The following is a 23645-nucleotide window of genomic DNA, read 5'->3' on the forward strand; positions in this document are numbered from 1 at the left end:
GACAAAGACGATTTGTTGTGGGGGACGTGTAAAAACCGGGTGTCCAATCCAAAAACCCCCCCCCGCCGCCCAGCCCGGGCTAAACACCCACGGCCCCCCCGCGGAAGTGCTGTCTCGCGGGTGGGTGAAGATGTATTCACACGAACGGGGCGACGATGCCCGGAAAGGTGTCGATGATGTCGACCACACAACAGTCCACGCTGATCGATCCGAGTGTCTTCGAGGGGCGCGTCTTCATCGACGGGGAGTGGGTGGCCGGGGGTGCCGGCTCGGTCCCCTCCGTCGAGCCGGCCACCGGTGCCGTGCTCGTCGAGGTCGGCATGGCGGATGCCGCGGATGTCGCGCGCGCCGCCGCATCCGCCGCACGAGCCCAACGGGAGTGGGCCGCCACGCCGCACCCGGCCCGAGCGGCCGTCCTGCGCAAGGCCGCTCAGCTCTGGGAGGAGCACGCCGACGAGATCATGGGCTGGAACATCCGCGAGGTCGGGGCGATCCCGCCGCTCGCGGGCTTCGCCCTGCACGTGACCGCGGCGGAATGCTACGAGGCGGCGGGTCTGCCGTCGGCGCCGCTCGGGTCGATCCTCTCGAGCGAGGAGCCGCGTCTCTCGCTGGCGCAGCAGGTGCCCGTGGGCGTCGTCGGGGTGATCTCGCCCTTCAACGTGCCGCTGATCCTGGGCATCCGCGCCGTGGCCCCCGCGCTCGCGCTCGGCAACGCCGTGCTGCTGAAGCCCGACCCGCGCACGGTGGTGACCGGCGGGGTGTCGATGGTGCGGATCTTCGAGGAGGCGGGGCTGCCGGCCGGCGTGCTGCAGCTCCTGCCCGGCGGCGCGGATGTCGGCGAGGCGCTCGTGGCCGACCCGAACGTGCGTGTCATCGCGTTCACCGGGTCGACCCGGGCGGGCCGGATCGTCGGCGAGCTCGCGGGACGCCACCTCACGCGCGCGCACCTGGAGCTCGGCGGCAACTCGGCGTTCCTGGTGCGCGCCGACGCGGACGTCGATCAGGCGGTGAATCTGGCCACGTGGGGCTCGTTCCTCCACCAGGGGCAGATCTGCATGACGGTGGGGCGGCACATCGTGCACGAATCGCTGTTCGACGAGTACGTCGAGAAGCTGGCCGCGAAGGCGGAGTCGATGGTGGTGGGCGACCCGGCGGCGGGGCAGGTGCATCTCGGGCCCCTCATCGACGAGGTCCAGCGCGACCGGGTGCACACCCTGGTGCAGGATGCCGTGGCCCAGGGCGCGACGCTGGCGGCCGGCGGCACGTACGACGGGCTGTTCTATCGGCCCACCGTGCTCGCGAACCCGCCGAAGGATGCCGCCGCGTACTCCGACGAGGTGTTCGGGCCGGTCGCGTCGGTCGTGTCGTTCGCGACGGACGATGAGGCGGTCGACCTCGCCTCGGCCACGGACTACGGGCTGTCGCTGGGCATCGTGAGCCGCGATGGGCTGGCAGCCCTCGACCTGGCCCGCCGCATCCCGACCGGCATCGTGCACATCAACGACCAGACCGTGAACGACGAGGCCAACGCGCCCTTCGGCGGCGTCGGCGCCTCGGGCACGGGGTCGCGCCACGGCGGAGCCCAGGCCAACATCGACGCGTTCACCGAGACCCGCTGGATCACCCTCCGCCGCGAGCCCGGCCACTACCCCCTCTGAACCCGCCGGCCCCGGGTCCGCCACGGGACCCGCGAGACAGCACTCCGGCGCCGAGACGGCGGGTTAAACCCACTGTCTCGGCGCGAAAGTGCTGTCTCGCGGGTCGGGGAGGGGGCGGGGATCGGGGCGGGGCGGGGGATCTCACAATGAGACGGTGCGGGGGGCGCGTCCGGTCCTAACGTGAGTGCACGCGGCACCGAGGCCGCGCGGCAACGCAGCCACCCGACCGGGACGCAGGGTCCCGACCACGAGAGCGCGACTTCGTCCCACGGTGCGAAGCGGCGCTGTCCGGCGCTGCCCGCCGACAGAGGAGAGGGAGAGCGATGCGCACCAGGGCATCCGTCGTCACCGCGCTGGGCGCGGGCTTCACGATCGAGGAGCTGGAGGTCGACGAGCCGATCGGCCGCGAGGTGCTGATCGAGGTCAAGGCCTCCGGACTGTGCCACTCCGACCTCCACGCCGCGACGACCGGTCTCGGCGTCCCGTTCCCGGCCGTCCTCGGACACGAGGTCGCCGGCATCGTGCTCGCAGTCGGTCCCGAGACGACCGGCATCGTTCCCGGGCAGCACGTCGTGGCATCCCTCGTGCAGTTCTGCGGCGAGTGCGCGGCCTGCCGCACCGACCGCACCTTCCAGTGCACCGACCCCGCCGCGACGGTGCGCCGGCCCGACCAGCCTCCGCGGCTGCGGCGACCCGACGGCACGGCGGTCGTGTCGGCGTTCGGCACCGGCGGCTTCGCGGGGCTCACCCTCGCCCACGAGAACCAGGTGGTGCCCGTGCCCGACGACCTCCCCTTCCCGGTGGCGGCGATCCTCGGATGCGCCACGATCACGGGCGCGGGGGCCGCCATCCACTCGGCGGACGTCCGGGTGGGCGACAGCGTCGCGGTGATCGGTCTCGGCGGTGTGGGCCTGAATGTCATCTCGGGCGCACGCCTCGCCGGCGCCACGACCATTGTCGCGATCGACGCGCAGGAGGAGAAGCTCGCTCTCGCCCGCCGCTTCGGGGCCACGCACGTCGTGCACGCCGACGGGGAACAGGATGTCGTCGCCGCCGTCCATCAGCTCACCGGCGGCGGCGTCGACCACGCCTTCGAGGTCATCGGGCTGGCGGCCACGACGCAGGACGCCATCCGCATGACCCGCGTCGGCGGCGACACGAACCTCATCGGCATCCACCGTCCCGGGTCCACGATCGCCGTGGACCCGGGTGACCTCCTGATCTCGCAGCGCACCATCCGGGGCATCTACATGGGCAGCTCGAACATCAAGGCCGACATCCCGCGATACGCGCGCCTCTACCAGCAGGGCCGGCTGAACCTCGACGATCTGATCGCGCGCGAGATCGCCCTCGACGACGTCGCGGATGCGTACGAGGAGCTGCGCACGGGCACCACGGCACGCAGCGTCATCACGGACTTCGCCGCGCGCTGAGCGGCGCCGCATCCCGCGCTCGGGACACCCCCATCCGCACCTTCCCCACCCCATCCCTCCACCTCAACGCAGAGAACCGGAGCACCACCATGAACAGACGTCCCCTCTCCATCGCAGCGGCGCTCGCCGCCTCGGCTCTGGTGCTCGCCGCCTGCGCGGGCACGCCCACCGGTGGCACCGGCGGCGGAGGCGGGGGCGCGGACGGCGCCATCGTCGGAGGTCCGGGGATCGACCTCGACACCCGCACGATCACCGTCGGTGCGCTCGTGCCCGTCTCCGGGATCTTCGCCGGCGCCATCACCAACATCGAGGGGATGGAGGCCGGCTTCCACCGGGCCACCTCCGAGGGCGGTGTGCTCGAGGGCTGGACCGTGAAGGTCGTGAACCAGGACACGAAGTTCGACACGGCCACCACGATCCCGCTGTACGAGTCGTTCAAGAACGACATCGCCATCATCAGCCTCGCGCTCGGGGCGACCATCATGGATGCGCTGCTGCCCACGGTCACCGATGACAACCTGCTCATGATCGGCGCCGGCCCCAACCCCGGCGAGGTGCGCGAGGAGCGCATCATCCCGACGTTCCCGCTGCTGAGCGCGCACGCGGCCGCACTCATCCCGTACGCGGTCGAGAACTACGACGCCGGCGACGCGCGGTTCTGCACGATCACCGTCGAGGAACCGTTCGGCGAGGGCTTCGTGACCGCGACCGACTTCGCCGTCGAGAGCCTCGGACTCGAACGCGGCATCGACGTCACCCTCGCGCCCACCGCCGATCAGCTGAGCCCCCAGGTGAGCGCGCTGAAGGAGGACGGCTGCGACGTGGTGGTCGGCGGCGGGTACGGGGCCTTCCTGCAGGCGTTCGCGGTGCAGGCGGCGCAGCTCGACTACGAGCCGCTCTTCCTCACGAGCAACGCCGCCTACTCGATCAACGTCGCGACCGGACCCGGTGCCGACTGGATCAGCGAGAACGTGCTGATCTCGGTGCCCGGCGACGAGTGGGAGGGGACGAACGCCGTCGGGCAGGCGAACCTGCGCGAGGATCTCGCCGCGGTCAATCCGGATGCCACGCCCACCGCCAACGCCCATCTGACCGGCTACGTGAACGCGCTGTACACCTCGGAGGTGCTCGCGCGGGCCATCGAGAACGGCGACCTCAGCCGCGAGGGCATCGTGCAGGCGGTGACGGAGTTCGAGGTCTGGCCGGACGAGCTCGGACTCGTCGGCGGTGACATCGTGTTCGGAGCATCCGCCGACGAGCGCATCCTGCCGCACAAGGTCTCGATGTTCCGGGTCGACGCGGACGTGCCGACCGGGCTCAGCCTCGAGACCTATTACTACGACGCGGACGTCGCCCGCGAGTTCATGGCGATCGCCGAGTGACCCGGCCGCGCCGGCAGAGAGGAACACTCCCATGACCACCACGACGACGGAGCCGCTGGTCTTCGACACCCACTTCATCGGCGGCGCCTGGCGCCCCTCATCCGGCGCGCGGCTGCCGGTCGTCAACCCCGCCACCCTCGCGCCCGTGGGCTCCGCCGTCGACGGCACTCCCGCCGACGTGGATGCGGCGGTCCGCGCGGCCGCGCGCGCACTGGCCGGGGAGTGGGGTCGATCGGATGCGGCGGAGCGCGCGGGATGGATGGAGCGCCTCGCCGATGAGCTCGAGCGGATCGGCACCGAGGTCTCCGACCTCGTCACGGCGCAGATGGGGCAGCCCGTCGGGCTGTCGCGCGTGCTGAGCTCGGCCGTTCCGGTGAGCCAGCTGCGGTACTACGCCGGCCTGGCCCGGTCGTTCCGGTCGGAGGCGCTGCGCGACAACGCGGTGTTCCCCGGCCAGACGCGCGTGCGGCGCGAGCCGGTGGGCGTCGTAGGGCTCATCGTGCCCTGGAACTATCCGCAGTCGCTCCTCATGGCCAAGCTCGCCCCGGCGCTCGCCGCCGGCTGCACGGTCGTGATCAAGCCGGCGGCCGAGACGCCCCTGGACGCACTGCTGCTCGCGCAGGCGGTGGAGCGCATCGGGTTGCCGGCCGGTGTCGTCAACGTGGTCACGGGCGGCCGCGACACCGGCGCGGCGCTCGTCGACCACCCGGGGGTGCAGAAGATCGCGTTCACGGGGTCGACCGAGGTGGGGCGCCGCATCGCGGCGCGCTGCGGGGAGCGGCTCGTCCCGGTGACGCTGGAGCTGGGCGGGAAGTCGGCCGCGGTCGTGCTCGACGACGCGGATGCGGCGGCCGTCGTCGCCGATCTGCGCGGCAACTCCTTCCTCAACAGCGGGCAGACCTGCTTCCTCCTCTCTCGCGTGCTGGTGCCGCGGACCCGCCGGGACGAGCTGGTCGACGCGCTCGTGGCGACGGCGCAGGACCTCCGCGTCGGCGACCCCCGTGGCGTCGACACGGAGTTGGGGCCGCTGGTCTCCGACCGCATCCGCTCGCGGGTCGACGGGCTGGTGCAACGGGCGCGCGAGGCCGGTGCGGACGTGCTCACCGGTGGCAGAGCCCGGGATGGGGTGGGCTACTACTACGAGCCGACCGTCATCCGCGGCGCGGCTCCCGACAGCGAGCTCATCCAGACCGAGGTGTTCGGACCGGTCGTGGCCGTGCAGGTGTACGACGACGTCGAGGGCGCGATCGCGCTGGCGAACGGCACTCCCTACGGGCTCGGCGGAGCGGTGTACAGCGCCGACGACGACCGTGCGCTGCAGGTCGCCCGCCGGCTGACGACGGGAACCGTGGGCATCAACGGCTACCGCCCCGACTACGGATCGCCGTTCGGCGGGTACAAGGCCTCGGGTCTCGGGCGCGAGCACGGCCCCGAGGCGCTCGAGAACTTCCTCGCGACGAAGTCGATCTTCGCCTGACACCAGACCCGCGAGACAGCACATCGGCGCCGAGACCGTGGGTTAAACCCGCTGTCTCGGCGCCAGGATGCTGTCTCGCGGGTCCGGCGCGGGTCCCCCGCCGGCGCGGGGCCCGCCCCGGCGGGGGTCCCGCCCCGGCGGGGCTAGGCGGGGTACTTGGTCATCGCGGCGTGGACGGAACGGAAGATGGTCTCGACATCGCCGAGCATGCCGGGGTGGGTGAAGGCGTAACGGTCGCCGTTCGCGATGGCCCGCAGGACGATCGCGCCCGCCTCGTCGGGGCCGATCCACATACCCTCGTCGGTGATCTTCTGCGCGATGTCGACGTCGACGAGCCCGCTCTCGCCGACGGATGCGGGCCGGTTGCGCAGGCTCGACTTGATGTTGGTGCGCACGGCGCCGGGATGCAGCACCGTGACCCCGACCTCGTGCCCGTCGGCGGCGAGCTCGGCGGCGAGCGTGAGGCTGAGCCCCTCGACCGCGGCCTTGCTCGCCACGTACGGCGCGTAGCCGGGTGGCGTGAAGAAGCGCGACATCGACGCGGTGTTGACCATCCAGGCCCCGTGCTCGTTCGCGACCAGGTGCGGAAGGAAGAAGTGGACCCCGTGCACCACGCCCATGAGGTTCACCTCGAGCACCCACCGCCAGTCCGCCAGCGTCAGGTCGGCGACGGGCGACCGGGGCCCCACGCCGGCGTTATTAACCAGCAGGTCGACGCGCCCGTGGTCCGCGATGACCCGTTCCGCGAGGGCGGCGACGCTGTCGGGGTCGGTCACGTCGGTGGGAACGGCGGAGTAGCCCTCGGCGCGCACGCGCTCGATCGCTGCCGCATCCCGGTCCGCGATGACCACCTGGGCGCCCTCGGCGCGCAGCGCGTCGGCGATGCCCTTGCCGATGCCGCTCGCGCCGCCGGTGACGACCGCGACCCGGCCGTGCCAATCCCGAATGCCCTCCATGGGGCCCTCCGTCCGCTCGATGTCCGGTCCGTGCGCGCCGTGCGCGAGCGCGGACGCGGGGGCGGGGCCGGTCTGCCTGCCCGTCCTCCCATCCTCGGTGCCCGTGGTGAGCCGCGGGGTCTCAATCTGACGGCGCCCGCGCCGTCTCAGCTTGAGACCTCGGCGGGCAGGGCCCCGTGCTTACCGTGGTCGCACCCCGAGAGGGCCCCGGGTCGACCCGGGAGAACCGACGATTGCGAAGGAGCATCGACGATGCACATTGGCGTGAACTTCGGCTTCGGCCGCTTCGACACCACGGTTTCCGAGCACGATCTCGTGCAGAACGAGACGCGCCTCGCGGTGCTGTCGGAGGAGCTGGGCTACGACAGCGTGTGGGCTGTCGAGCACCACTTCACGGACTACTCGTTCTGCCCCGACAACCTCCTCTGGCTCGCGTACGTGGGGGCGAAGACCGAGCGGATCAAGCTCGGCACGGGCGCGGTCATCCTGCCCTGGAACGATCCGCTGCGGGTCGCCGAGAAGCTGCTGCTGCTCGACAACCTCACGGACGGGCGAGCGATCTTCGGCATGGGCCGAGGCGTGGCGCGCATCGAGTTCGAGGGGATGCGGATTCCCGTCTCGGAGTCGCGGGAACGCATGGACGAGATGGTCCCCATGATCATCCAGGCGCTCGAGACCGGGTTTATCGAGGGCGACGGACCGTTCTACCCGCAGCCGCGCATGCAGCTGAAGCCGGGTCCGATCCGCAGCTTCGCCGACCGCATGTACACCGTCGCGGGATCCGAGGACTCGATCGTCGCCGCGGTCAAGAACCGGGTGAACGTGATGTCGTTCATCCTGCGCCCCGTCGACAAGCTCGTCGAGACGTTCCAGGTCTACGACCGGCTGTGGCGCGAGACGTGGGATGACGAGCCGGCGCCCATCTGCCTGAACGTCAACATGTACTGCCACCGCGACCCCGAGGTCGCGAAAGCCCGGATGTACGAGTACATCGGCAACTTCTGGCAGCAGAACGTCGACCACTACGAGTTCCTCGGCACGCACTTCGCGACCCAGAAGGGCTACGAGCGCTATGCGGAGAAGGCCGACGCGCTCCGCGAGAAGGGCGTCGAGAAGGCCGGGCGGGACTACGCCGAGGCGGCGCTCGCGGGCTCGCCCGAGCAGCTCGTCGAGAAGCTGGCCTGGATCCAGGACGTGATGGGCGAGTACGAGCTGATCGTGGCGCCGGCGTTCGGCGGCATGCCCCACGACGTGGCGGAGGAGAGCCTGCGGCTGTTCGCGACCGAGGTCGCGCCGAAGGCGCGCGTCGCCTACGACGCGCGTGTGTCCGCTCCCGCGGCCGTCTGAGCATCGATGTCCGTCGTCGTGAACACCACAACGCAGCGGCTCGTCGAGAGCGGCGTCGCGATGATCGCGCGCGACGGCGTGATCCTCCGGTCGGTCGTGCACCGCATGACCGACCGGCAGACGCAGCCGATCATCCTCGTGCGCAATCCCTACGGCGAGCCGTTGACCCGCAACATCCCGGTCGTGGCTCTCCTGCAGGCGGGGTTCGCGGTCGTCGTCCAGGACTGCCGGGGCACGGGCGACTCGGACGGCGACTTCGTGCCGTTCGAGGGCGAGGAGGCCGACACCCTCGACGCGATCGACTGGTGCGGCGCGCTGCCGTTCTCCAGCGGTCGGGTGGTGATGTACGGGCTGTCCTACTCGGGGATGGTGCAGCTCGCGGCGGCGGTGCACGCGCCGGCGGCCCTCGCCGGGATCATCCCGATCGTGACGCCCGCCGACTACCAGACCGGGCTCGCGTACCGCGGGGGTGCGGTGCAGATGGGTCAGCTCACCGGCTGGTACACCATGAAGACCCTGCAGAGCCTGCTCTACCGCGCCGCGCACGGCGAGGACGTGGGCGATGCGCTGCGCCGGTTCGGGCGCCACGCAGCGGATGTGTGGGCGTCGGTGGGAAGCGGCCCGCTCATCGAGGCGCCGGTGCTCAGCGAGGTCCTCCCCACCTGGGACCGCTGGCTGCGCCACGACACCACCGGCAGTTTCTGGCCGGGCGTGAGCTATCGCGACCGACGCGAGGATGTGGCCGTGCCCGCCCTGCACGTGGGCGGCTGGTTCGATCTCTTCCTCGGCGGCACGATCGACAACTTCGTCACCCTCCGCGAGGGCGCGGCGACCGAGCGGGCGCGCTCCGGGCAGCGGCTCGTGATCGGACCCTGGCAGCACACGGATCAGAGCGGCACGGTCGGCGACCTGAGCTTCGGCGCCCCCGCATCAGCCGCGGGTGTCGGGCTCGAGCGCACGGTGGCGGGATTCGCCCGCGCGGCCGCAGCGGACGACGACATCCCGGGCGCTCCGGTCACCCTCTACGTCATGAACGCCGGCGTCTGGCGCGAGGAGCAGGAGTGGCCCCTCGCCCGCACGCGGTGGACGCCCTGGTACCTGCACCCCGGCGGAGTGCTGTCGGACGACGCGCCCTCGGCGGTCGATGCCGCGACGTCCTACGTGCACGACCCGGCCGACCCCGTGCCGATGCGCGGCGGTCAGTCCGGCATCTTCGCCGGCGGGATCGACGGCGGCACCGAGTGGGGGGCGGGTCCGCGCGATCAGCGTCCGCTCGACGCCCGGAGCGATCTCCTGCGGTTCATCAGCGCCCCGCTCGCCGAGGACACCGAGGTGACGGGACCCGTCTCGGTCGTCCTGCACGCGTCGACCGAGGCCGACGACACCGACTTCGTCGCCCGGCTCATCGACGTCGGCCCGGACGGCCGCGCGCTGGGCGTGGTCGACGGGATCGTCCGCGCCAAGTTCCGGCAGGGCCAGGACGAGGCCGTCCCCGTCGTCCCCGGCGAGGTCGTCGAGTACCGCATCGATCTGTGGGCCACGAGCTGGCTCTTCCGCGCCGGGCATCGTCTGCGCGTGGATGTCGCCAGCTCCAGCTATCCGAACTGGGACCCGAACCTCGGGCTCCTCGCCAACAACAGCCTCGTCTCCCCCCGGGAGGGGCGGCGGGCGGTCCAGCACGTGCATCACAGCGCGCCGTACCCGTCGCGCATCCTGTTGCCGATCATCCCCCCATCCCTTCCGTGACGGGCGCGACCCGCCTTCTCGGGCACTGAGCAGTACGACGCACAAGGAGCACTTCAATGAAGAAGTCACACACCGCAGGATGGATCGCGCTCGTCGCGGTCACCGGCCTCGCGCTCAGCGCGTGCGCAGGCACCCCGACCGGAGGCGGCGGAGGCACCGCCGACGCGGGCGGCGGTCTCGTGGGCGGACCGGGAGTCGACGTCGACGCGAAGACGATCAAGGTCGGGGCCCTCGTTCCCGTCTCGGGCGTCTTCGCGGGCGCGATCACGAACATCGAGGGGATGGAAGCCGGGTTCCACCGGGCGACCTCGCCGGGCGGCGACCTCGAGGGATGGACCGTCGAGGTCGTCAACCAGGACACCAAGTACGACGCCGCGACGGCCATCCCGCTCTACGAGGGGTTCAAGGACGACGTCGCTCTCATCTCGGTCGTCCTCGGCTCGACGATCATCGACGCCCTGCTGCCGTCGGTCGAGCAGGACAACATGACGCTGGTGCCGGGTGGGACGACTCCGAACCTGCTCTTCGAGCCGCACGTCATCCCCACCTTCCCGCTCACGAGCGCCCACGCCGCCAGCCTCATCCCCTACGCCATCGAGACCTATGACGCGCAGGATGCGGTCTTCTGCTCGCTGACCGTCGAGGACACCCTCGGCGAGTACATCCAGGAGACCTTCGAGTACACGGTCGACGAGCTCGGGCTCACCGCCGGTACCGAGCAGAAGTTCGCTCCGAACGCCGAGCAGCTCACCCCGCAGATCACGGCGTTGAAGGATGCCGGGTGCGAGGTCGTCATGGCGGGCGGCACGGGCGCGTTCCTGCAGACCCTCGCGGTGCAGTCGGTGCAGCAGGACTTCGCGCCGCTGGTGCTCGCGAGCAACTCGGCCTACAACATCACCCTCGCGACCGGTCCCGGTGCCGAGTGGCTCGCGACCAACGCGATCATCTCGGTCCCCGGCGATCAGTGGGAGGGCACGGACGCCCCCGGACAGGCGCAGATGATCGAGGATCTCGCCGCTGTCGCACCCGACGCGACCCCCTCCGCCAACGCGCACATGACCGGCTACGTCAACGCGCTGTTCAGCGCGAAGGTGCTCGCCACGGCGATCGAGAACGGCGACGCGAGCCGCGAGGGGATCGCGACCGCGGCCACCCAGATCGAGGTCTGGAAGGACGAGCTCGGCATGGTGGGCGGCGATGTGGTCTACGGCACCTCGCCGGAGGACCGCGTGCCGCCGCACAAGCTGTCGATGTTCCGCATCGACGGCAGCGTGCCCACCGGTCTCGCGCTCGAGGAGTACTACTACGACTCCGAGGTCGCGCAGTCCTACCTCGAGTCCCTCTCGAAGTAATCCGCTCGTGCGGCCGGGCTCCGGCCCGGCCGCACGGAACGACGAAAGGTGCAGCGTGGCATCCGAACACCCGGCAGCGGCCCACGAGCCGCCGCTCCTCGACATGGCCGACGTCTCGGTCTCCTACGCCGGCGGCGCCGTGCGGGCGCTCGACGGCGTCAGTCTCACGGTTCGACGCGGACAGATCGTGGTCCTGCTCGGCGTCAACGGCGCCGGCAAGACCACGACCCTCGCGGCCATCTCGGGCCTGCTGCCCTACACGGGCGGGTCGCTCGACCGCGGGTCGGTGCGCTTCGCCGGCGAGGACCTCAAGGGCAAGAGCCCCTCCGGCCGCGTCCAGCGCGGCATCTCGATGGTGATGGAGGGGCGTCGCGTCTTCCCCGACCTCACGGTCGACGAGAACCTCGTCGCCGGCGGGTTCACCCAGTCCAAGGCGGCCGCCCGGGAGAGCCGCGACCGGGTGCTCGGCATCTTCCCCATCCTCGGTGAACGCCGCCGGCAGCTGGCCGGGTTGATGTCGGGCGGTGAGCAGCAGATGCTCGCCATCGGGCGAGCCCTCATGCAGTCGCCCACCCTCCTCATGCTCGACGAGCCGTCCCTCGGCCTCGCGCCGCTCATCGTCGAGCAGATCAAGGAGATCGTGGTCGAGATCAACCGGCAGGGCACGAGCGTCCTGCTCATCGAGCAGAACGCGGCCATGGCGCTGTCGATCGCGGACTACGCCTACGTGCTCGACAGCAAGCGGGTCGCGCGGCAGGCCACCGGGCGCGAGCTCCTCGACGACCGCACCGTGCAGGAGCTGTACCTCGGGGTGGCGGGCGAGGGGCGCACGTCGTTCCGATCGGCCCACCGGGCCCGCACGGCGGGGGCGGCGTCATGACCGACGTCCTGCTCAGCGCCCGCGACATCACCGTGCGCTTCGGCGGCGTCACCGCCGTCTCCTCCGTCAGCTTCGACGTCGCCCGGGGCGAGTTCTTCGCCATCATCGGCCCGAACGGGGCCGGCAAGACCACCCTCTTCAACTGCCTCAGCGGCCTCGTGAAGTACACCGGCGACATCGTCTTCGACGGTGTCTCGCTCGTCGGGCGCCGCGCCGACCAGATCGGCGGGGCCGGGATCTCCCGCACCTTCCAGAACCTGGGCCTGTTCTCGACCATGACGGTGCTGGAGAACGTGCTCGTCGGGGGTGCGAGCAAGATCCGCTCGGGCATCCCTTCGGGCCTGGTGTGGTGGGGCCGCGCGCGGCGCGAGGACATCGCCGCACGCACGCGCGCCTACGAGGTGCTCGACCTGCTGGGTCTCGCCGATCTCGCGCACGAGCCGATCGCGAGCCTGCCCTACGGCACGCGCAAGCGCGTGGAGCTGGCCAAGGCCGCCGCCGGCGAGCCGAAGCTGCTGCTGCTCGACGAGCCGGTCGCGGGCATGAACCACTCCGAGACCGAGGAGCTCATCGGGCACGTCCTCACGCTGCAGGACCAGATGGCGCTCACCATCGTGCTGATCGAGCACGACACGTTCCTGGTCATGGATGTGGCCGACCGCATCCTGGCGCTGAACTTCGGCCAGCCGATCGGGCTCGGCACGCCGGCCGAGATCCAAGCCAACCCGCAGGTGGTCGAGGCCTATCTGGGCGCGAGCGGGACCGCCTCGCCGACGCCATCGGATGCGGACGGCCCGGTGCCGACGCCGGTGCGGGCGGGAGGGGAGGACTGATGGACACCTTCGTGCAGATCGCGATCTCGGGCGTCGCGCTCGGGTTCCTGTACGCGCTGGTCTCGCTGAGCTTCGTCGTGCTGCTCAAAGCCACGGGGCACTTCAACCTGCTGCCCGGATCGTTCGTGCTTCTGGGCGCGTACATCACCTACGAGCTCCACCGCGGCGTGGGGCTGAACTTCTGGCTCGCGCTCGCACTCGCGATCCTCATCGTGGCGGGCATCGGCCTGGCGGTGCACTACCTGATCTTCCAGCGCATCGATCGGCGGGCCACCGTGTCGGCCGCGGGACTGGCGATCCTGCTGGTCACGATCGGTCTGCTGAGTCTCAGCCAGGCCGTCGCCGTGTCGACCTGGGGCGCCGACGTGCTGCTCCTCGGCGACCCGTGGGGCCTGACCACCTACCGGTTGGGCGGGATCGCGATCTCGCAGCGCGACATCTGGGTGATCGTGCTGAGCCTCGTGGTCCTCGCGATCTTCTGGCTCGTGATCCAGCACACGCGCGTCGGCGTCGGCATGCGGGCGCTCGCGTCCGATCACCAGGCCGCCTACGTGCAGGGCATCAGCCCGCGCCGGGTCGCGCCCTACGCATGGCTCATGAGCGCGGGCGCCGCGGTCATCGCCGGTGTGTTCATGGCGACCGAGGCCGGAGGCGGGCTGCGCCCCACACTCGACGTCGTCGCCTTCACGGCGCTCCCCGCCCTGATCCTGGGCGGCATCCGATCGCTGCCGGGCTGCGTGGCCGGCGGACTCGTCCTGGGCATCGTCCAGGCGCTCGCGCTCGGGTACGCCCCCGCCGGCTTCGGTCAGGGATTCTCCACGGTGCTGCCGTGGATCATCATGATCGTCGTCCTTCTCGTCCGTCCCAGCGGCCTGTTCGCCGCACGTGAGTTCCGGAGGGCATGATGACCACCGTCAGCAGCGCCAGAGCGACCCTCGCCGGTCGCGACCGATCCGCCGACATCCGCCGTGAGACGCGGGTGTTCCGCACCCCGTGGACGCGGTACGGCGCCCTCCTGCTTGTGGCGCTCGCCGTGGTGCTGCCCCTCAGCACCGCGGACTCGTTCCTGCTGTCGCTGGGCATCACCGTGGGCTATTTCTCGATCGCGGCGGTGGGGCTGAACGTCGTCAACGGCTACGCCGGCCAGATCATGATGGGGCAGCCGTTCTTCCTGGCGATCGGCGCCTTCACCGCGGTCGCGGTGGGATCCGTCGCCGACCTCCCGCTTCCCGTCTGGCTCGTCGCGGCCGCCGTGATGGGAGCGTTGGCCGGAGTCCTGGTGGCGCCGTTCGCCCTGCGGCTGAAGGGCGTCTACCAGATCGTCCTCAGCCTCGGCCTGATCTTCATCGGGCAGTACATCTTCGTCAACTGGTCGGATCTCACCGGCGGGGTCAGCGGTCGACGTGCGCCGCTGAACATGTCGATCGGCCCGCTCGACTTCGCCGCCCTGCAGTTCGGCGGCATGACCTACAGCTACCAGCAGGGCCTCTTCATGCTCGTCTGGGTCGTGGTGGGGGTGTGCATGCTGCTCGTGCACCTGCTGATGCGCTCGCCCGGCGGGCGCAACATCATGGCCCTGCGCGATTCCGAGCTCGCCGCCCGGGTCGTGGGACTCAATCCCGCCCGCAGCATGGTGGGCGTCTTCGCCATCTCGAGCGCCATGGGGGCCGTGGGCGGGGCGTTCTACGTCGCGCAGCTGCGCTTCGTCAGCGTCGAGCAGTTCAATCTCGGGATGGGGCTGACCTTCATCATCATCGTGACCGTCGGCGGTCTGTCGACCTCGTGGGGCCCCGTGGTCGGCAGTCTCGTGATCTGCTCGATCCCGCTCCTGGCGGGGCGCTACGCCGAGATGATCCCCTTCCTGAAGCCCAGTGCCTCCGTGCCGGACGGCACCTTCGGGATCCCCGTCGGCCAGTTCTCGGTCGTCGTCTACGGTCTCCTGCTCGTTCTCATCCTGATGTTCGAGCCGCGGGGACTCACGCACCTCCTCAAGGTCTTCGCGCTGTGGATCACCACGCCGCTGCGGCGACCCTCGACGCGGCGCCGGGAGCGCGAGAAGGCCCGCGAAGCGGCGGAGTGGACGCCGTGAAGGACTTCGAGGGGCGGGTGGCCTTCATCACCGGCGGCGCCTCGGGCGCGGGACTCGGCCAGGCGCGCGTGTTCGGTCGCGCGGGCGTGCGCGTCGCGATCGCCGACGTGCGGGCCGACGCGCTCGCGGGCGCGGTCGACGACCTCGCTCGCGAGGGCGTCGAGGCGTTCCCCGTCGTGCTCGACATCACCGACCGGGCGGCCTACGCGCGGGCGGCGGATGAGGTCGAGGCCCACTTCGGCGACCCGATCACCCTCCTGTTCAACACCGCCGGGGTGAACGGGTTCGGCTCCATCGAGACGATGACCTACGACGATTTCGATTGGATCCTGGGGGTCAATCTGGGCGGCGTCGTCAATGGGCTGCGCACGATCGTGCCCCGTATGATCGCGGCCGGCCGCGGCGGACACGTGACCTCTGTCGCGTCCGTCGGGGGCTTCGAGGGAAGCCGGATGACCGGTCCCTACTCCGCGGCGAAGGCGGCGGTCATCAGCCTCATGGAGAGCTTCGCCCTCGCCCTGCCCGCGCACGGCATCGGGGTGACGGTGCTGTGTCCGGCCAGCATCCGCTCGAACATCTCCGAGGCCCACCTGACGCGCGCCGCGGCGGACGCCTCGGGTGTCCTCACCGACGACGCGTTCGTCGAGAGCCTGCGCGAGGTGTACGCGCACGGGATGGATCCGGAGCACCTCGCCCTGCACCTCAAGCGGGCGATCGAGCGGGACGAGCTGTACGCGATTCCGTATCCCGAAGTCCGCGACGACCTGGAACGGACGTTCGGGCGGATCCTGGATGCCGTCCCCGACACCGACGAACTGGATCTCGAGGGAGCCGAACAGCGGCTGCGCGCGCTCGCGCGCTTCCGGGAGAGTGCTCGTGCGCGCGCCGACGCGACGGGCGCCGTGACCTAACATGGGCGTGTCCTCCGAGTGCGAGGACGCCGTCGATGTCAACAAGGGAGCTGACATGACGCAGATGACGACGCGTGGTCGGATGAGCGACGCCGCACGGTTCGACGCGCGCACGCGGGGTGAGGTCGCACGCGTGCGGGAGCGATTCCTGGCCGAGGGACTCGGGGTCGCCGGTGCCGGACTGCTCGCGCCCGAGATCCTGAGCTCATGGACCCGATCGCTCGACTCGGGCGTCGATCCGGAGGCCGTCGACCTGCCGGTGCTCCGGGCGGAGACCACCCGTGGGCAGCGCCTGGCCGACACCTGCGAGCCGATCATGCGAGCGCTCGGCGACCAGTGCCGCGACTCGGACGCGTGGGGGCTGCTGCTCGACCGCGACTGCGTGCAGGTGCACCCGATCGTGGGCGACGAACGCGTCGTGCGCGAGGGGATGAAGCGCGGCGGGGGCGTGGGGGCGACCTACCGCGAGACCTCCGTCGGGACGAACGGCGCCGGCATCTCGATGGAGCGCCTCGAGCCGTTCATGGTCGTCGCCGAGGAGCACTACCGCACGTCCGAGCACAACCTCGTCTCGGCCGGCGTCCCGCTGCGCGACATCTTCGGACGCATCGCGGGAGTGCTCGTCATGTGCCAGCGCATCTCGAGCGCCAACCACATGATCGTGCCCTACGCGCAGAGCCTCGCACGGTCGATCGACGAGCAGATCGCCGTCACCAGCGACGGCGACGAGCGCACCCTCTTCGAGGCGTTCTCGCGCCACTCGCGCCGCCCGTCGCTGGCGGTCGTGGGCATCAGCAACCAAGTGTTCGTGGCGAACAACGCCGCGCAGCAGTTGCTGCGGGACTTCGTCGACGCCGACCTGCTGCGCCGCACCGTCCTCGAGGTGAGCGCCGCGGGGCGGTCGCGGCTGCTGAGTGTGCGACTCGGGCACGACCAGTACCGGGTGCACTGCCGTGTCGTCGAGCTCTCGCGCGGGCGGCGCGGCGCCGTGGCATCGCTCACCCGCGTGGCGGAACCCGCGCGCACCTTCCTCGACACCCCCGGCGCAGGCCGCGGCGCGACCGCACTCGACCGCGCCGTCGCCCTGCGGCTGCCCGTGCTGATCACGGGCGAGCCGGGATCCGGGCGCGCCTTCGCCGCCCACCAGGCGGCGCCCTGCGTCGAGGTCGACGCCACGGGTGCGGGCGTGGATCCCGTCGCGTGGATCGCGCGGATCGAGACGCACGCGCGGTCGGGGCCGGTGCTGATCCGCCACCTCGACGTGCTCGCCGGTGCGGCGCTGCACCGGACGCTGGAGGTCGTCCGACACGCCCCGCAGTGGATCGCGGCGACCGCGGCCCGCGCCATCCCGGAGGCCGAGTCGACCTTCCCGGTGACCGTCGAGGTGGCGCCGTTGCGCGAGCGGACGACCGAGATCCCGGCCATCGTCGATCACGTGCTGGCGGCGCTCGGCGGCCGCGAGGTGCGCTGCGCGCCCGACGTGACGAGCATCCTCTCGCGCCATCGCTGGCCGGGCAACGTCGGTCAGCTGCGTCGTGTGCTCGCCGCCGCCCTCGTCGCGTGCCAGGGCCAGGTCCTGACGTTGGACGACCTGCCGACCGAGGTCGCGGCGAGCGGTCTGTCGGTGGGGGGCGAGGGTCTGCTGGCCCGCACGGAGCGCGAGTTGGTGTTCGGGGCCCTGCGGGAATCCAACTGGAACCGCGATGCGGCCGCGCAGGCGCTCGGGATCTCCCGCGCCACCATGTACCGCCGCATCCGGCAGTTCGGCTTCCAGATCCCCAGCAGCAGGTGAGGCGCGGCGCGGTCGCCGGCCGCGCTCAGACCTGCCCGCCGTGGGCGGCGATCACGTCCTTCGCGCCCGACTTCACGAACTCGATCTGCTCGCGCACGATCCGTTGGGCGGCGTCCACGTCGCGGGCCTCGACGGCCTCCGTGATGCGGTGCAGGAACGACTCGCCCATCTGCCGCTGCCAGTCCTCGGCGGTGTACGTCTCGCGCCACACCGTCGCCACGTTGAGCGCGCGGTAGGTCGAGGTCAGCTGGCGGGAGCCGGCGAGATCCACGATCGCGCAGTGGTAGTCGAGGTTCACCGCGAGGAAGGCGTCGAGGTTCTCCGCCGTGGCCGGCACCAGGGCGAGCACGTCCTCGCCGAGCCGGCGGATGGCGGCGACCTGCTCGGCGCCGGCGCGCTCGAGGTGCGACTCCAGCACCCCGGTCTCGATCGTCAGCCGCGCGTCGTACAGGTTGTCGACGAGCTCAGCGGTCATCGGCGTCGGCTCGTAGCCGCATCCCGCGACCCGGCGCACGAGGCTCTCGGTCGCGAGCCGGATGAGGGCGTTCTCGACCAGGACGGGGTCCAGGCGCAGCTCGGCGGCGACGGCCTCGACGTCGATGGTCTCGTGCAGCGGCGTGCGACGGTCGAGCACCCAGCGCCGGGCTCCGTCGTAGGCCGCGTTCTCGAGAGCGTGTTCGAGCTGGCCGAAGCGGCCGCGATAGTAGGCGAGGGGCTCGCCGTCGCCCGCCTCCGCGCCGACGACCCGGCCGAGGAAGATCGTGTGCGTGCCGCCGACGGCGGTCTCGGCGACGACGCACTCGATGCGAGCGAGCGCGCCGGTCAGCAGGGGCAGCCCGTGCGCCCCGATCGTGTGGGGCACGCCGGCGAACTTGTCCTCGCCCTTGCGCGCGAACGCGCGGGCGGTCTCGCCCTGCGCCGCCGAGAGGATGTTGATCGCATAGCGCCCGGTGCGGGCGACCGCGTCGTGGGTGACGCTCGAACGGTTGAGGCAGATCAGCATCATGGGCGGTTCGGTGGACAGCGACGACACCGCCGAGACCGTGGTGCCGAAGAGGGCGTCCCCGTCTGCCGTCGTGATCACCGTCACCCCCGAGGCGAAGTGCCCGACGACGTTGCGGAATGCCGCCTCGTCGACGACGGGCAGGCCGAGATCGGTGTCGTACTGGATGGGCGTCGAACTCGTCGTGGACATGGGTTCCTCCTCCTCGAAGCACCTGTCGTCACCGTAACCGCCCCCGCTCGGGCGAACAGGTCTCACCGTGAGACGCCGCATCCGGGCCGCGGGTGCTCGTCTCACAGTGAGACCACGTGCGCCGGAGACCGTGGGGCACGCTGAGGTGAGCGGCCGCGACGGCTGCGCGGGTCGACGCAGACCCGAGGGTCGGAGCCGACCCGTCCGGAGGAGGATCGCGTGCAGGATTTCGAGGGCAGGGTCGCCGTCATCACCGGCGGAGCATCGGGCGTGGGGTTCGGTCAAGCGCAGGTGTTCGGACGCCTGGGGTGCCGGATCGCGATCATCGACGTGCGCCGTGACGCGCTCGACGAGGCAGCGGCGCGGCTCGCCGACGAGGGCATCGACGTCTACGCCGTGCCCCTCGACATCCGAGACCGAGACGCCTGGGTGCGCGCGGTGGACGAGATCGAGGCGCACTTCGCCGACACCGTCTCGCTGCTCTTCAACACGGCGGGGGTCAACGGCTTCGGCCCGTTGGACGCCGCGACGTACGCCGACTTCGACTGGGTTCTCGGGGTGAACCTCGGCGGCGTCGTCAACGGCATCCAGACCGTCCTGCCGCGGATGATCCGCGCGGGCCGCGGCGGGCACATCGTCTCGGTGGCCTCCATGGCCGGCTTCGAAGGCAGCCCGGTCGCCGGCATCTACGCCGCATCCAAGGCCGCGGTGATCACTCTCATGGAGAGCTATGCGCTCTCGCTCGGCGCGCACGGCATCGGCGTCTCGGTGCTCTGCCCCGCGAGCGTCCGCACCGACATCGCGCATGCGCTGGAGCGCCGCCCGGACGACCTGGCCGACGGATCGAGCTTCCGCGACGACCCCGGCTTCGTCGCCGCGCAGCAGCGGCTGTACGAGGGCGGGATGGACCCGGTGGAACTCGCCGAGCACGTGCGGCACGCGATCGAGCACGATCTGCTCCACGTGCTGCCGTTCATCGAGACGCGCGAGGGGCTCCGACGGCACCAGGAGCGGATCCTGGCCGCCTACGACGACTACCGCACCGATCCCGCGGCCGCCGCCGAGCGGCTGCGGGCGTTCGACCGCTACCGCACCGAGTCCGGGCGGCTGCGCGCCGCCGAGCCGCACCCGGCCACCCACTGACGAAGGAGAGCGCCGATGCCCGTCCAGTCCCTGAAGGAGATCGTCGACCGTTCGTTCGCCGAGCGCTACGGCGTGCCGGCGATCAACGTCTTCAACGACCTCACGCTCGAGGCGGTGCTCGCCGGCGCGGTCGCCGCGTCCTCGCCCGTCATCGTGCAGACCTCGGTGAAGACGGTGCGCAGCATGGGCGCGGGGCTCATCGCGGCGATGTGGCGAGAGCTCACCCGCGACATCCCCGTCCCCGTCGCGTTGCACCTGGACCACTGCCCCGACCGTGCCGTGATCACGACGTGCCTCGAGAACGGGTGGAACTCGGTGCTGTTCGACGCGTCGGAGCTCCCGGTGGCCGAGAACCAGCGCCAGACGATCGAGGTGGTGGCCGAGGCCCGTCGCTACGGCGCGCACGTCGAGGGCGAGATCGAGTCGATCACCGGCGTCGAGGACGACCACGGCTCCGACGAGGAGTCCGTCCGGCAGAGCCTGGAGGTGCAGCTCGGCTTCCTCCGTGAGACCGGCGTCGACGTGTTCGCGCCCGCGATCGGCAACGCGCACGGGAGTTACACGGTCGCCCCGGTGCTCGACGGTGAGCGCATCAGCCAGATCGTCGCGGCGCACCCCGTGCCGATCGCCCTCCACGGCGGCAGCGGACTCAGCGATGCGCAGTTCCAGGATCTGATCGCGCGCGGATGCGCGAAGGTCAACATCTCGACGGCGCTCAAAGAGCGCTTCATGCAGAGCGAGCTCGCTTTCCTCGAAGGCGCCCGGGCGCAGAGCAGGTGGGATCCGCCGTCGCTGTTCCGCAGCACCCGAGACGACGTCGTCGCGCTGGTCGTCGGGTTCGCCGAGACCTTCGGCAGCGCCGGAAAGGCGCGGTGACCATGCCCGCCCTGATCTTCGACTGCGACGGCGTGCTCGCCGACACCGAGATGTCCGGTCACCTGCCCGCGTTCAATCAGGCGTTCCACGAGTTCGGCGTGCCCGTGGTGTGGACGGTCGCCGAGTACGGCGAGCGGGTGCGCATCGGCGGCGGCAAGGAGCGGATGCGGGCGGAGTTCACCCCCGCGCTCGCCGCGCGGTGGCCCGGCTTCCCGCGCAGCGACGGCGAGCTCGACGACCTCATCGCCGCCCTGCACCGCCGGAAGACCGAGATCTACACCCGCGAGATCGACGCGGGGCGGATCGACCCTCGACCGGGTGTCGCGCGGCTGGCGGAACAGGCCGCCGCCGCCGGCTGGCGGCTCGCCGTCGCGTCGACATCCGCCGAGCCGTCGGTGCGCGCCGTGCTGCGCCGTGCCGTCGGCGCCGATCTGGCCGCGCGGTTCGCCGTGTTCGCGGGGGATGTGGTCGCGCACAAGAAACCCGCCCCCGACATCTACCTGCACGCCCTGACCGAACTCGGCGTCCCCGCCGAGGACGCGGTGGTCGTGGAGGACAGCGCGATCGGTCTGCGCGCCGCGCGCGCCGCGGGCATCGCGACCATCGTCACCGTCAGCGCGTACACGGCGGAGGAGGACTTCGACGGCGCGGCGCTCGTGCTGAGCAGCCTCGGCGACGCGGAGGAGCCGGCGCGCGTGCTCGCGGGTACGGGTGCCGCACGACCCGGACGAGAGGTCGTGTTGGACGACGTGGATGCGGTGCGCAGAGCGCGCACCGCTCAGGAGGGGGAGAGATCGTGACGCGCAGTTCGGTGGAGACCGTCCGATTCGTGGTGCGCTCGATCGCGGTGACCGCGGTCGAGAACGAGGACTATTTCGGCGAGCTCGACGCCGTCGTCGGCGACGGCGATTTCGGGTACTCGCTCGCGCGCGGTTTCGAGCGCGTCGTCGCGGAGGTCGACGGGTACCCCGACGACACCGCAGCCGCGCTGCTCCAGGCGGCGGCGATGACGATCTCGAGCCGCGTGGGCGGCACGTCCGGGCCGATCTGGGGCACCGGGTTCTTGCGCGCCTCCCTGTCGGTGCGGGACGCGGACCGGATCGATCCGGCCGCCGTCGTGGCGCTGCTGCGTTCCGCGGCCGAGGGGATCCAGGCGCGCGGCAAGGCGCAGCTCGGCGACAAGACCCTGCTCGACGCGCTGATCCCGGCGACCGACGCCCTCGAGACCGCGGCGGACGCGGGCGAGACCGACCCCGCCGTCCTCGCCCATGCGATGCGCACGGCGGCGGATGCGACCAGCGCGCTGCAGGCGCGTCGAGGACGGGCCAGCTACAGCGGAGAGCGCAGCATCGGCTCGCCCGACGCCGGAGCGGTCGCGCTGGCCGTGATCGCGGGGCGACTCGCGGACGACTGGCCGCGGAGCGGCCCCCCGGCGCGGGCCGACGTCCCGCGCTCCGATCACGAGAAGGAAGACGGCGCATCATGAAGAAGCTCATCGACGACCCCCAGGACTTCGTTCCGCAGATGCTGCGGGGGCTGGCGCTGGCCAATCCCGACACGCTGCGCTACGTGCCCGAGTACAACCTCATCCATCGCACCGATGCGCCCAGCGACGATCGGGTGACCGTGATCCAGGGCTCGGGTTCCGGGCATGAGCCCGCGCACGTCATGACCGTCGGCCCAGGCATGCTCACGGCCGCGTGCCCGGGCGATGTGTTCGCCGCGCCCCCGGTGGAGTACGTGATCGAGACGATCAAGCGTCTCGCGTCGGCCAAGGGCGTGCTGCTGATCGTGAACAACTACACGGGCGACCGGATGGCGTTCGAGATGGCGCAGGAGCTGGGCATCGCCGAGGGGATCGACGTGCGCATCCTGTTCGTCGATGACGACGTCGCCGTGCAGGATTCGCTGTACACGGTCGGGCGGCGAGGCGTGGCCGGCAACTTCTTCGTCATGAAGGCGGTGGGGGCGGCGGCGGAGGCCGGGGCGGGTCTCGACGAGCTCGTCCGGATCGGCGAGAAGGTCAACGCCGCCACGCGCACGATGGGCCTGGCGCTCACCGCCTGCACGCCGCCGGCCAAGGGCTCGCCGCTGTTCGAGCTCGAGGCCGACAAGATCGAGTTCGGCGTCGGCATCCACGGCGAGCCCGGGCGCGAGCGCGTCGAGATCGGCACGGCGAGCGAGATGGTCACGGCGCTGGTGGAGGCGGTCGTGAGCGATCTCGGCTCGGTCGCCGGAGATCGGCTGGCGCTCATGATCAACGGGCTGGGCGGGACGCCGATCAGCGAGCTCTACCTGGCCTACGGCATCGCTCACGAGCTGCTCGTCGGGCGCGATGCGGCCATCGAGCGCAGCTACGTCGGGGAGTACTGCACGTCCCTCGACATGGCCGGCCTCTCGGTCACCGTCGTCCGCCTCGACGACGAGATCTCCGACCTGCTGGCGCAGCCCGCCGACATCGCCATCCGCGTCTTCTGACCCCGCCCCGCCCGTGCCCTAGACCCGCGAGACAGCACTCCGGCGCCGAGACAGCGGGTTAAACCCACCGTCTCGGCGCGAAAGTGCTGTCTCGCGG

The 23645-nt window shown here is 71.2% G+C and carries 20 protein-coding genes; 18 read left to right on the forward strand and 2 right to left on the reverse strand.

Annotation, left to right across the window (positions count from 1 at the left end; genetic code table 11):
* Nucleotides 1–176: 176 nt before the first annotated feature.
* The 4 genes from AB0N73_RS15185 to AB0N73_RS15200 all read left to right on the forward strand — a co-directional run bounded on the left by AB0N73_RS15185 (nucleotide 177) and on the right by AB0N73_RS15200 (nucleotide 5950).
* Complete coding sequence (locus AB0N73_RS15185) at nucleotides 177–1658, forward strand: aldehyde dehydrogenase family protein (RefSeq protein WP_363564972.1); 1482 nt, start codon at nucleotides 177–179, stop codon at nucleotides 1656–1658.
* 323 nt (nucleotides 1659–1981) lie between these two features.
* Nucleotides 1982–3091 carry a Zn-dependent alcohol dehydrogenase gene (locus AB0N73_RS15190; RefSeq protein WP_363564974.1) on the forward strand — a complete coding sequence of 370 codons (1110 nt, stop codon included), beginning with the start codon at nucleotides 1982–1984 and terminating at the stop codon, nucleotides 3089–3091.
* 89 nt (nucleotides 3092–3180) lie between these two features.
* Complete coding sequence (locus AB0N73_RS15195) at nucleotides 3181–4473, forward strand: ABC transporter substrate-binding protein (RefSeq protein WP_363564976.1); 1293 nt, start codon at nucleotides 3181–3183, stop codon at nucleotides 4471–4473.
* Between the two features lie 31 nt (nucleotides 4474–4504).
* Nucleotides 4505–5950 (forward strand): aldehyde dehydrogenase family protein, encoded by a 1446-nt coding sequence (locus AB0N73_RS15200; RefSeq protein WP_363564978.1) that lies wholly within the window; start codon nucleotides 4505–4507, stop codon nucleotides 5948–5950.
* Between the two features lie 143 nt (nucleotides 5951–6093).
* Here AB0N73_RS15200 and AB0N73_RS15205 read toward each other — a convergent pair whose 3' ends face one another.
* Nucleotides 6094–6906, reverse strand: a complete 813-nt coding sequence (locus AB0N73_RS15205; RefSeq protein WP_363564980.1) for an SDR family NAD(P)-dependent oxidoreductase — start codon at nucleotides 6904–6906, stop codon at nucleotides 6094–6096.
* 252 nt (nucleotides 6907–7158) lie between these two features.
* Between AB0N73_RS15205 and AB0N73_RS15210 the strand changes: the two genes are divergently transcribed.
* The 9 genes from AB0N73_RS15210 to AB0N73_RS15250 all read left to right on the forward strand — a co-directional run bounded on the left by AB0N73_RS15210 (nucleotide 7159) and on the right by AB0N73_RS15250 (nucleotide 17856).
* On the forward strand, nucleotides 7159–8253 hold the full coding sequence (locus AB0N73_RS15210) for an LLM class flavin-dependent oxidoreductase (protein WP_363564982.1): 1095 nt from the start codon (nucleotides 7159–7161) through the stop codon (nucleotides 8251–8253).
* Between the two features lie 18 nt (nucleotides 8254–8271).
* Nucleotides 8272–9999, forward strand: coding sequence for a CocE/NonD family hydrolase (locus AB0N73_RS15215; protein WP_363564984.1), 1728 nt, complete (start codon nucleotides 8272–8274; stop codon nucleotides 9997–9999).
* A gap of 56 nt (nucleotides 10000–10055) precedes the next feature.
* Nucleotides 10056–11351: an ABC transporter substrate-binding protein gene (locus AB0N73_RS15220; RefSeq protein ID WP_363564986.1), complete on the forward strand. Its 1296-nt coding sequence runs from the start codon at nucleotides 10056–10058 to the stop codon at nucleotides 11349–11351.
* Between the two features lie 103 nt (nucleotides 11352–11454).
* Nucleotides 11455–12231, forward strand: a complete 777-nt coding sequence (locus AB0N73_RS15225; protein ID WP_363565010.1) for an ABC transporter ATP-binding protein — start codon at nucleotides 11455–11457, stop codon at nucleotides 12229–12231.
* Nucleotides 12228–13064 carry an ABC transporter ATP-binding protein gene (locus AB0N73_RS15230; protein WP_363564988.1) on the forward strand — a complete coding sequence of 279 codons (837 nt, stop codon included), beginning with the start codon at nucleotides 12228–12230 and terminating at the stop codon, nucleotides 13062–13064. The genes AB0N73_RS15225 and AB0N73_RS15230 overlap by 4 nt, the downstream gene beginning before the upstream one ends.
* Complete coding sequence (locus tag AB0N73_RS15235; protein WP_363564990.1) at nucleotides 13064–13969, forward strand: branched-chain amino acid ABC transporter permease; 906 nt, start codon at nucleotides 13064–13066, stop codon at nucleotides 13967–13969. Before AB0N73_RS15230 ends, AB0N73_RS15235 begins: the two co-directional genes overlap by 1 nt.
* Nucleotides 13969–15153: a branched-chain amino acid ABC transporter permease gene (locus tag AB0N73_RS15240; RefSeq protein WP_363564992.1), complete on the forward strand. Its 1185-nt coding sequence runs from the start codon at nucleotides 13969–13971 to the stop codon at nucleotides 15151–15153. The genes AB0N73_RS15235 and AB0N73_RS15240 overlap by 1 nt, the downstream gene beginning before the upstream one ends.
* Complete coding sequence (locus AB0N73_RS15245; protein ID WP_363564994.1) at nucleotides 15141–16064, forward strand: SDR family NAD(P)-dependent oxidoreductase; 924 nt, start codon at nucleotides 15141–15143, stop codon at nucleotides 16062–16064. The genes AB0N73_RS15240 and AB0N73_RS15245 overlap by 13 nt, the downstream gene beginning before the upstream one ends.
* 55 nt (nucleotides 16065–16119) lie before the next feature.
* On the forward strand, nucleotides 16120–17856 hold the full coding sequence (locus AB0N73_RS15250) for a helix-turn-helix domain-containing protein (RefSeq protein WP_363564996.1): 1737 nt from the start codon (nucleotides 16120–16122) through the stop codon (nucleotides 17854–17856).
* Between the two features lie 25 nt (nucleotides 17857–17881).
* Here the strand turns inward: AB0N73_RS15250 and AB0N73_RS15255 are convergent, their stop codons facing one another.
* Nucleotides 17882–19051, reverse strand: a complete 1170-nt coding sequence (locus AB0N73_RS15255) for a flavin reductase (protein WP_363564998.1) — start codon at nucleotides 19049–19051, stop codon at nucleotides 17882–17884.
* 219 nt (nucleotides 19052–19270) lie between these two features.
* Here AB0N73_RS15255 and AB0N73_RS15260 point away from each other — a divergent pair, with 219 nt between their 5' ends.
* Genes AB0N73_RS15260 through AB0N73_RS15280 form a run of 5 tightly spaced genes read left to right on the forward strand, consistent with a single transcriptional unit; the run spans nucleotide 19271 to nucleotide 23548 of the window.
* The gene (locus AB0N73_RS15260; RefSeq protein ID WP_363565000.1) at nucleotides 19271–20194 is read left to right on the forward strand and encodes an SDR family NAD(P)-dependent oxidoreductase; all 924 of its coding nucleotides are present in this window, start codon (nucleotides 19271–19273) and stop codon (nucleotides 20192–20194) included.
* Nucleotides 20195–20209: 15 nt separating this feature from the next.
* Entirely contained in the window at nucleotides 20210–21070 is an 861-nt protein-coding gene (locus AB0N73_RS15265; RefSeq protein ID WP_363565002.1) for a class II fructose-bisphosphate aldolase, read from the forward strand.
* 2 nt (nucleotides 21071–21072) lie between these two features.
* Entirely contained in the window at nucleotides 21073–21870 is a 798-nt protein-coding gene (locus AB0N73_RS15270) for an HAD-IA family hydrolase (protein WP_363565004.1), read from the forward strand.
* A complete protein-coding gene (dhaL, locus tag AB0N73_RS15275; protein WP_363565006.1) occupies nucleotides 21867–22556 on the forward strand; it encodes a dihydroxyacetone kinase subunit DhaL in 690 nt (229 codons plus the stop codon). Before AB0N73_RS15270 ends, dhaL begins: the two co-directional genes overlap by 4 nt.
* A complete protein-coding gene (locus AB0N73_RS15280; RefSeq protein ID WP_363565008.1) occupies nucleotides 22553–23548 on the forward strand; it encodes a dihydroxyacetone kinase subunit DhaK in 996 nt (331 codons plus the stop codon). The genes dhaL and AB0N73_RS15280 overlap by 4 nt, the downstream gene beginning before the upstream one ends.
* Nucleotides 23549–23645: the final 97 nt, after the last annotated feature.

The organism is Microbacterium sp. NPDC089189, from assembly GCF_040685095.1.
GTDB lineage: Bacteria > Actinomycetota > Actinomycetes > Actinomycetales > Microbacteriaceae > Microbacterium.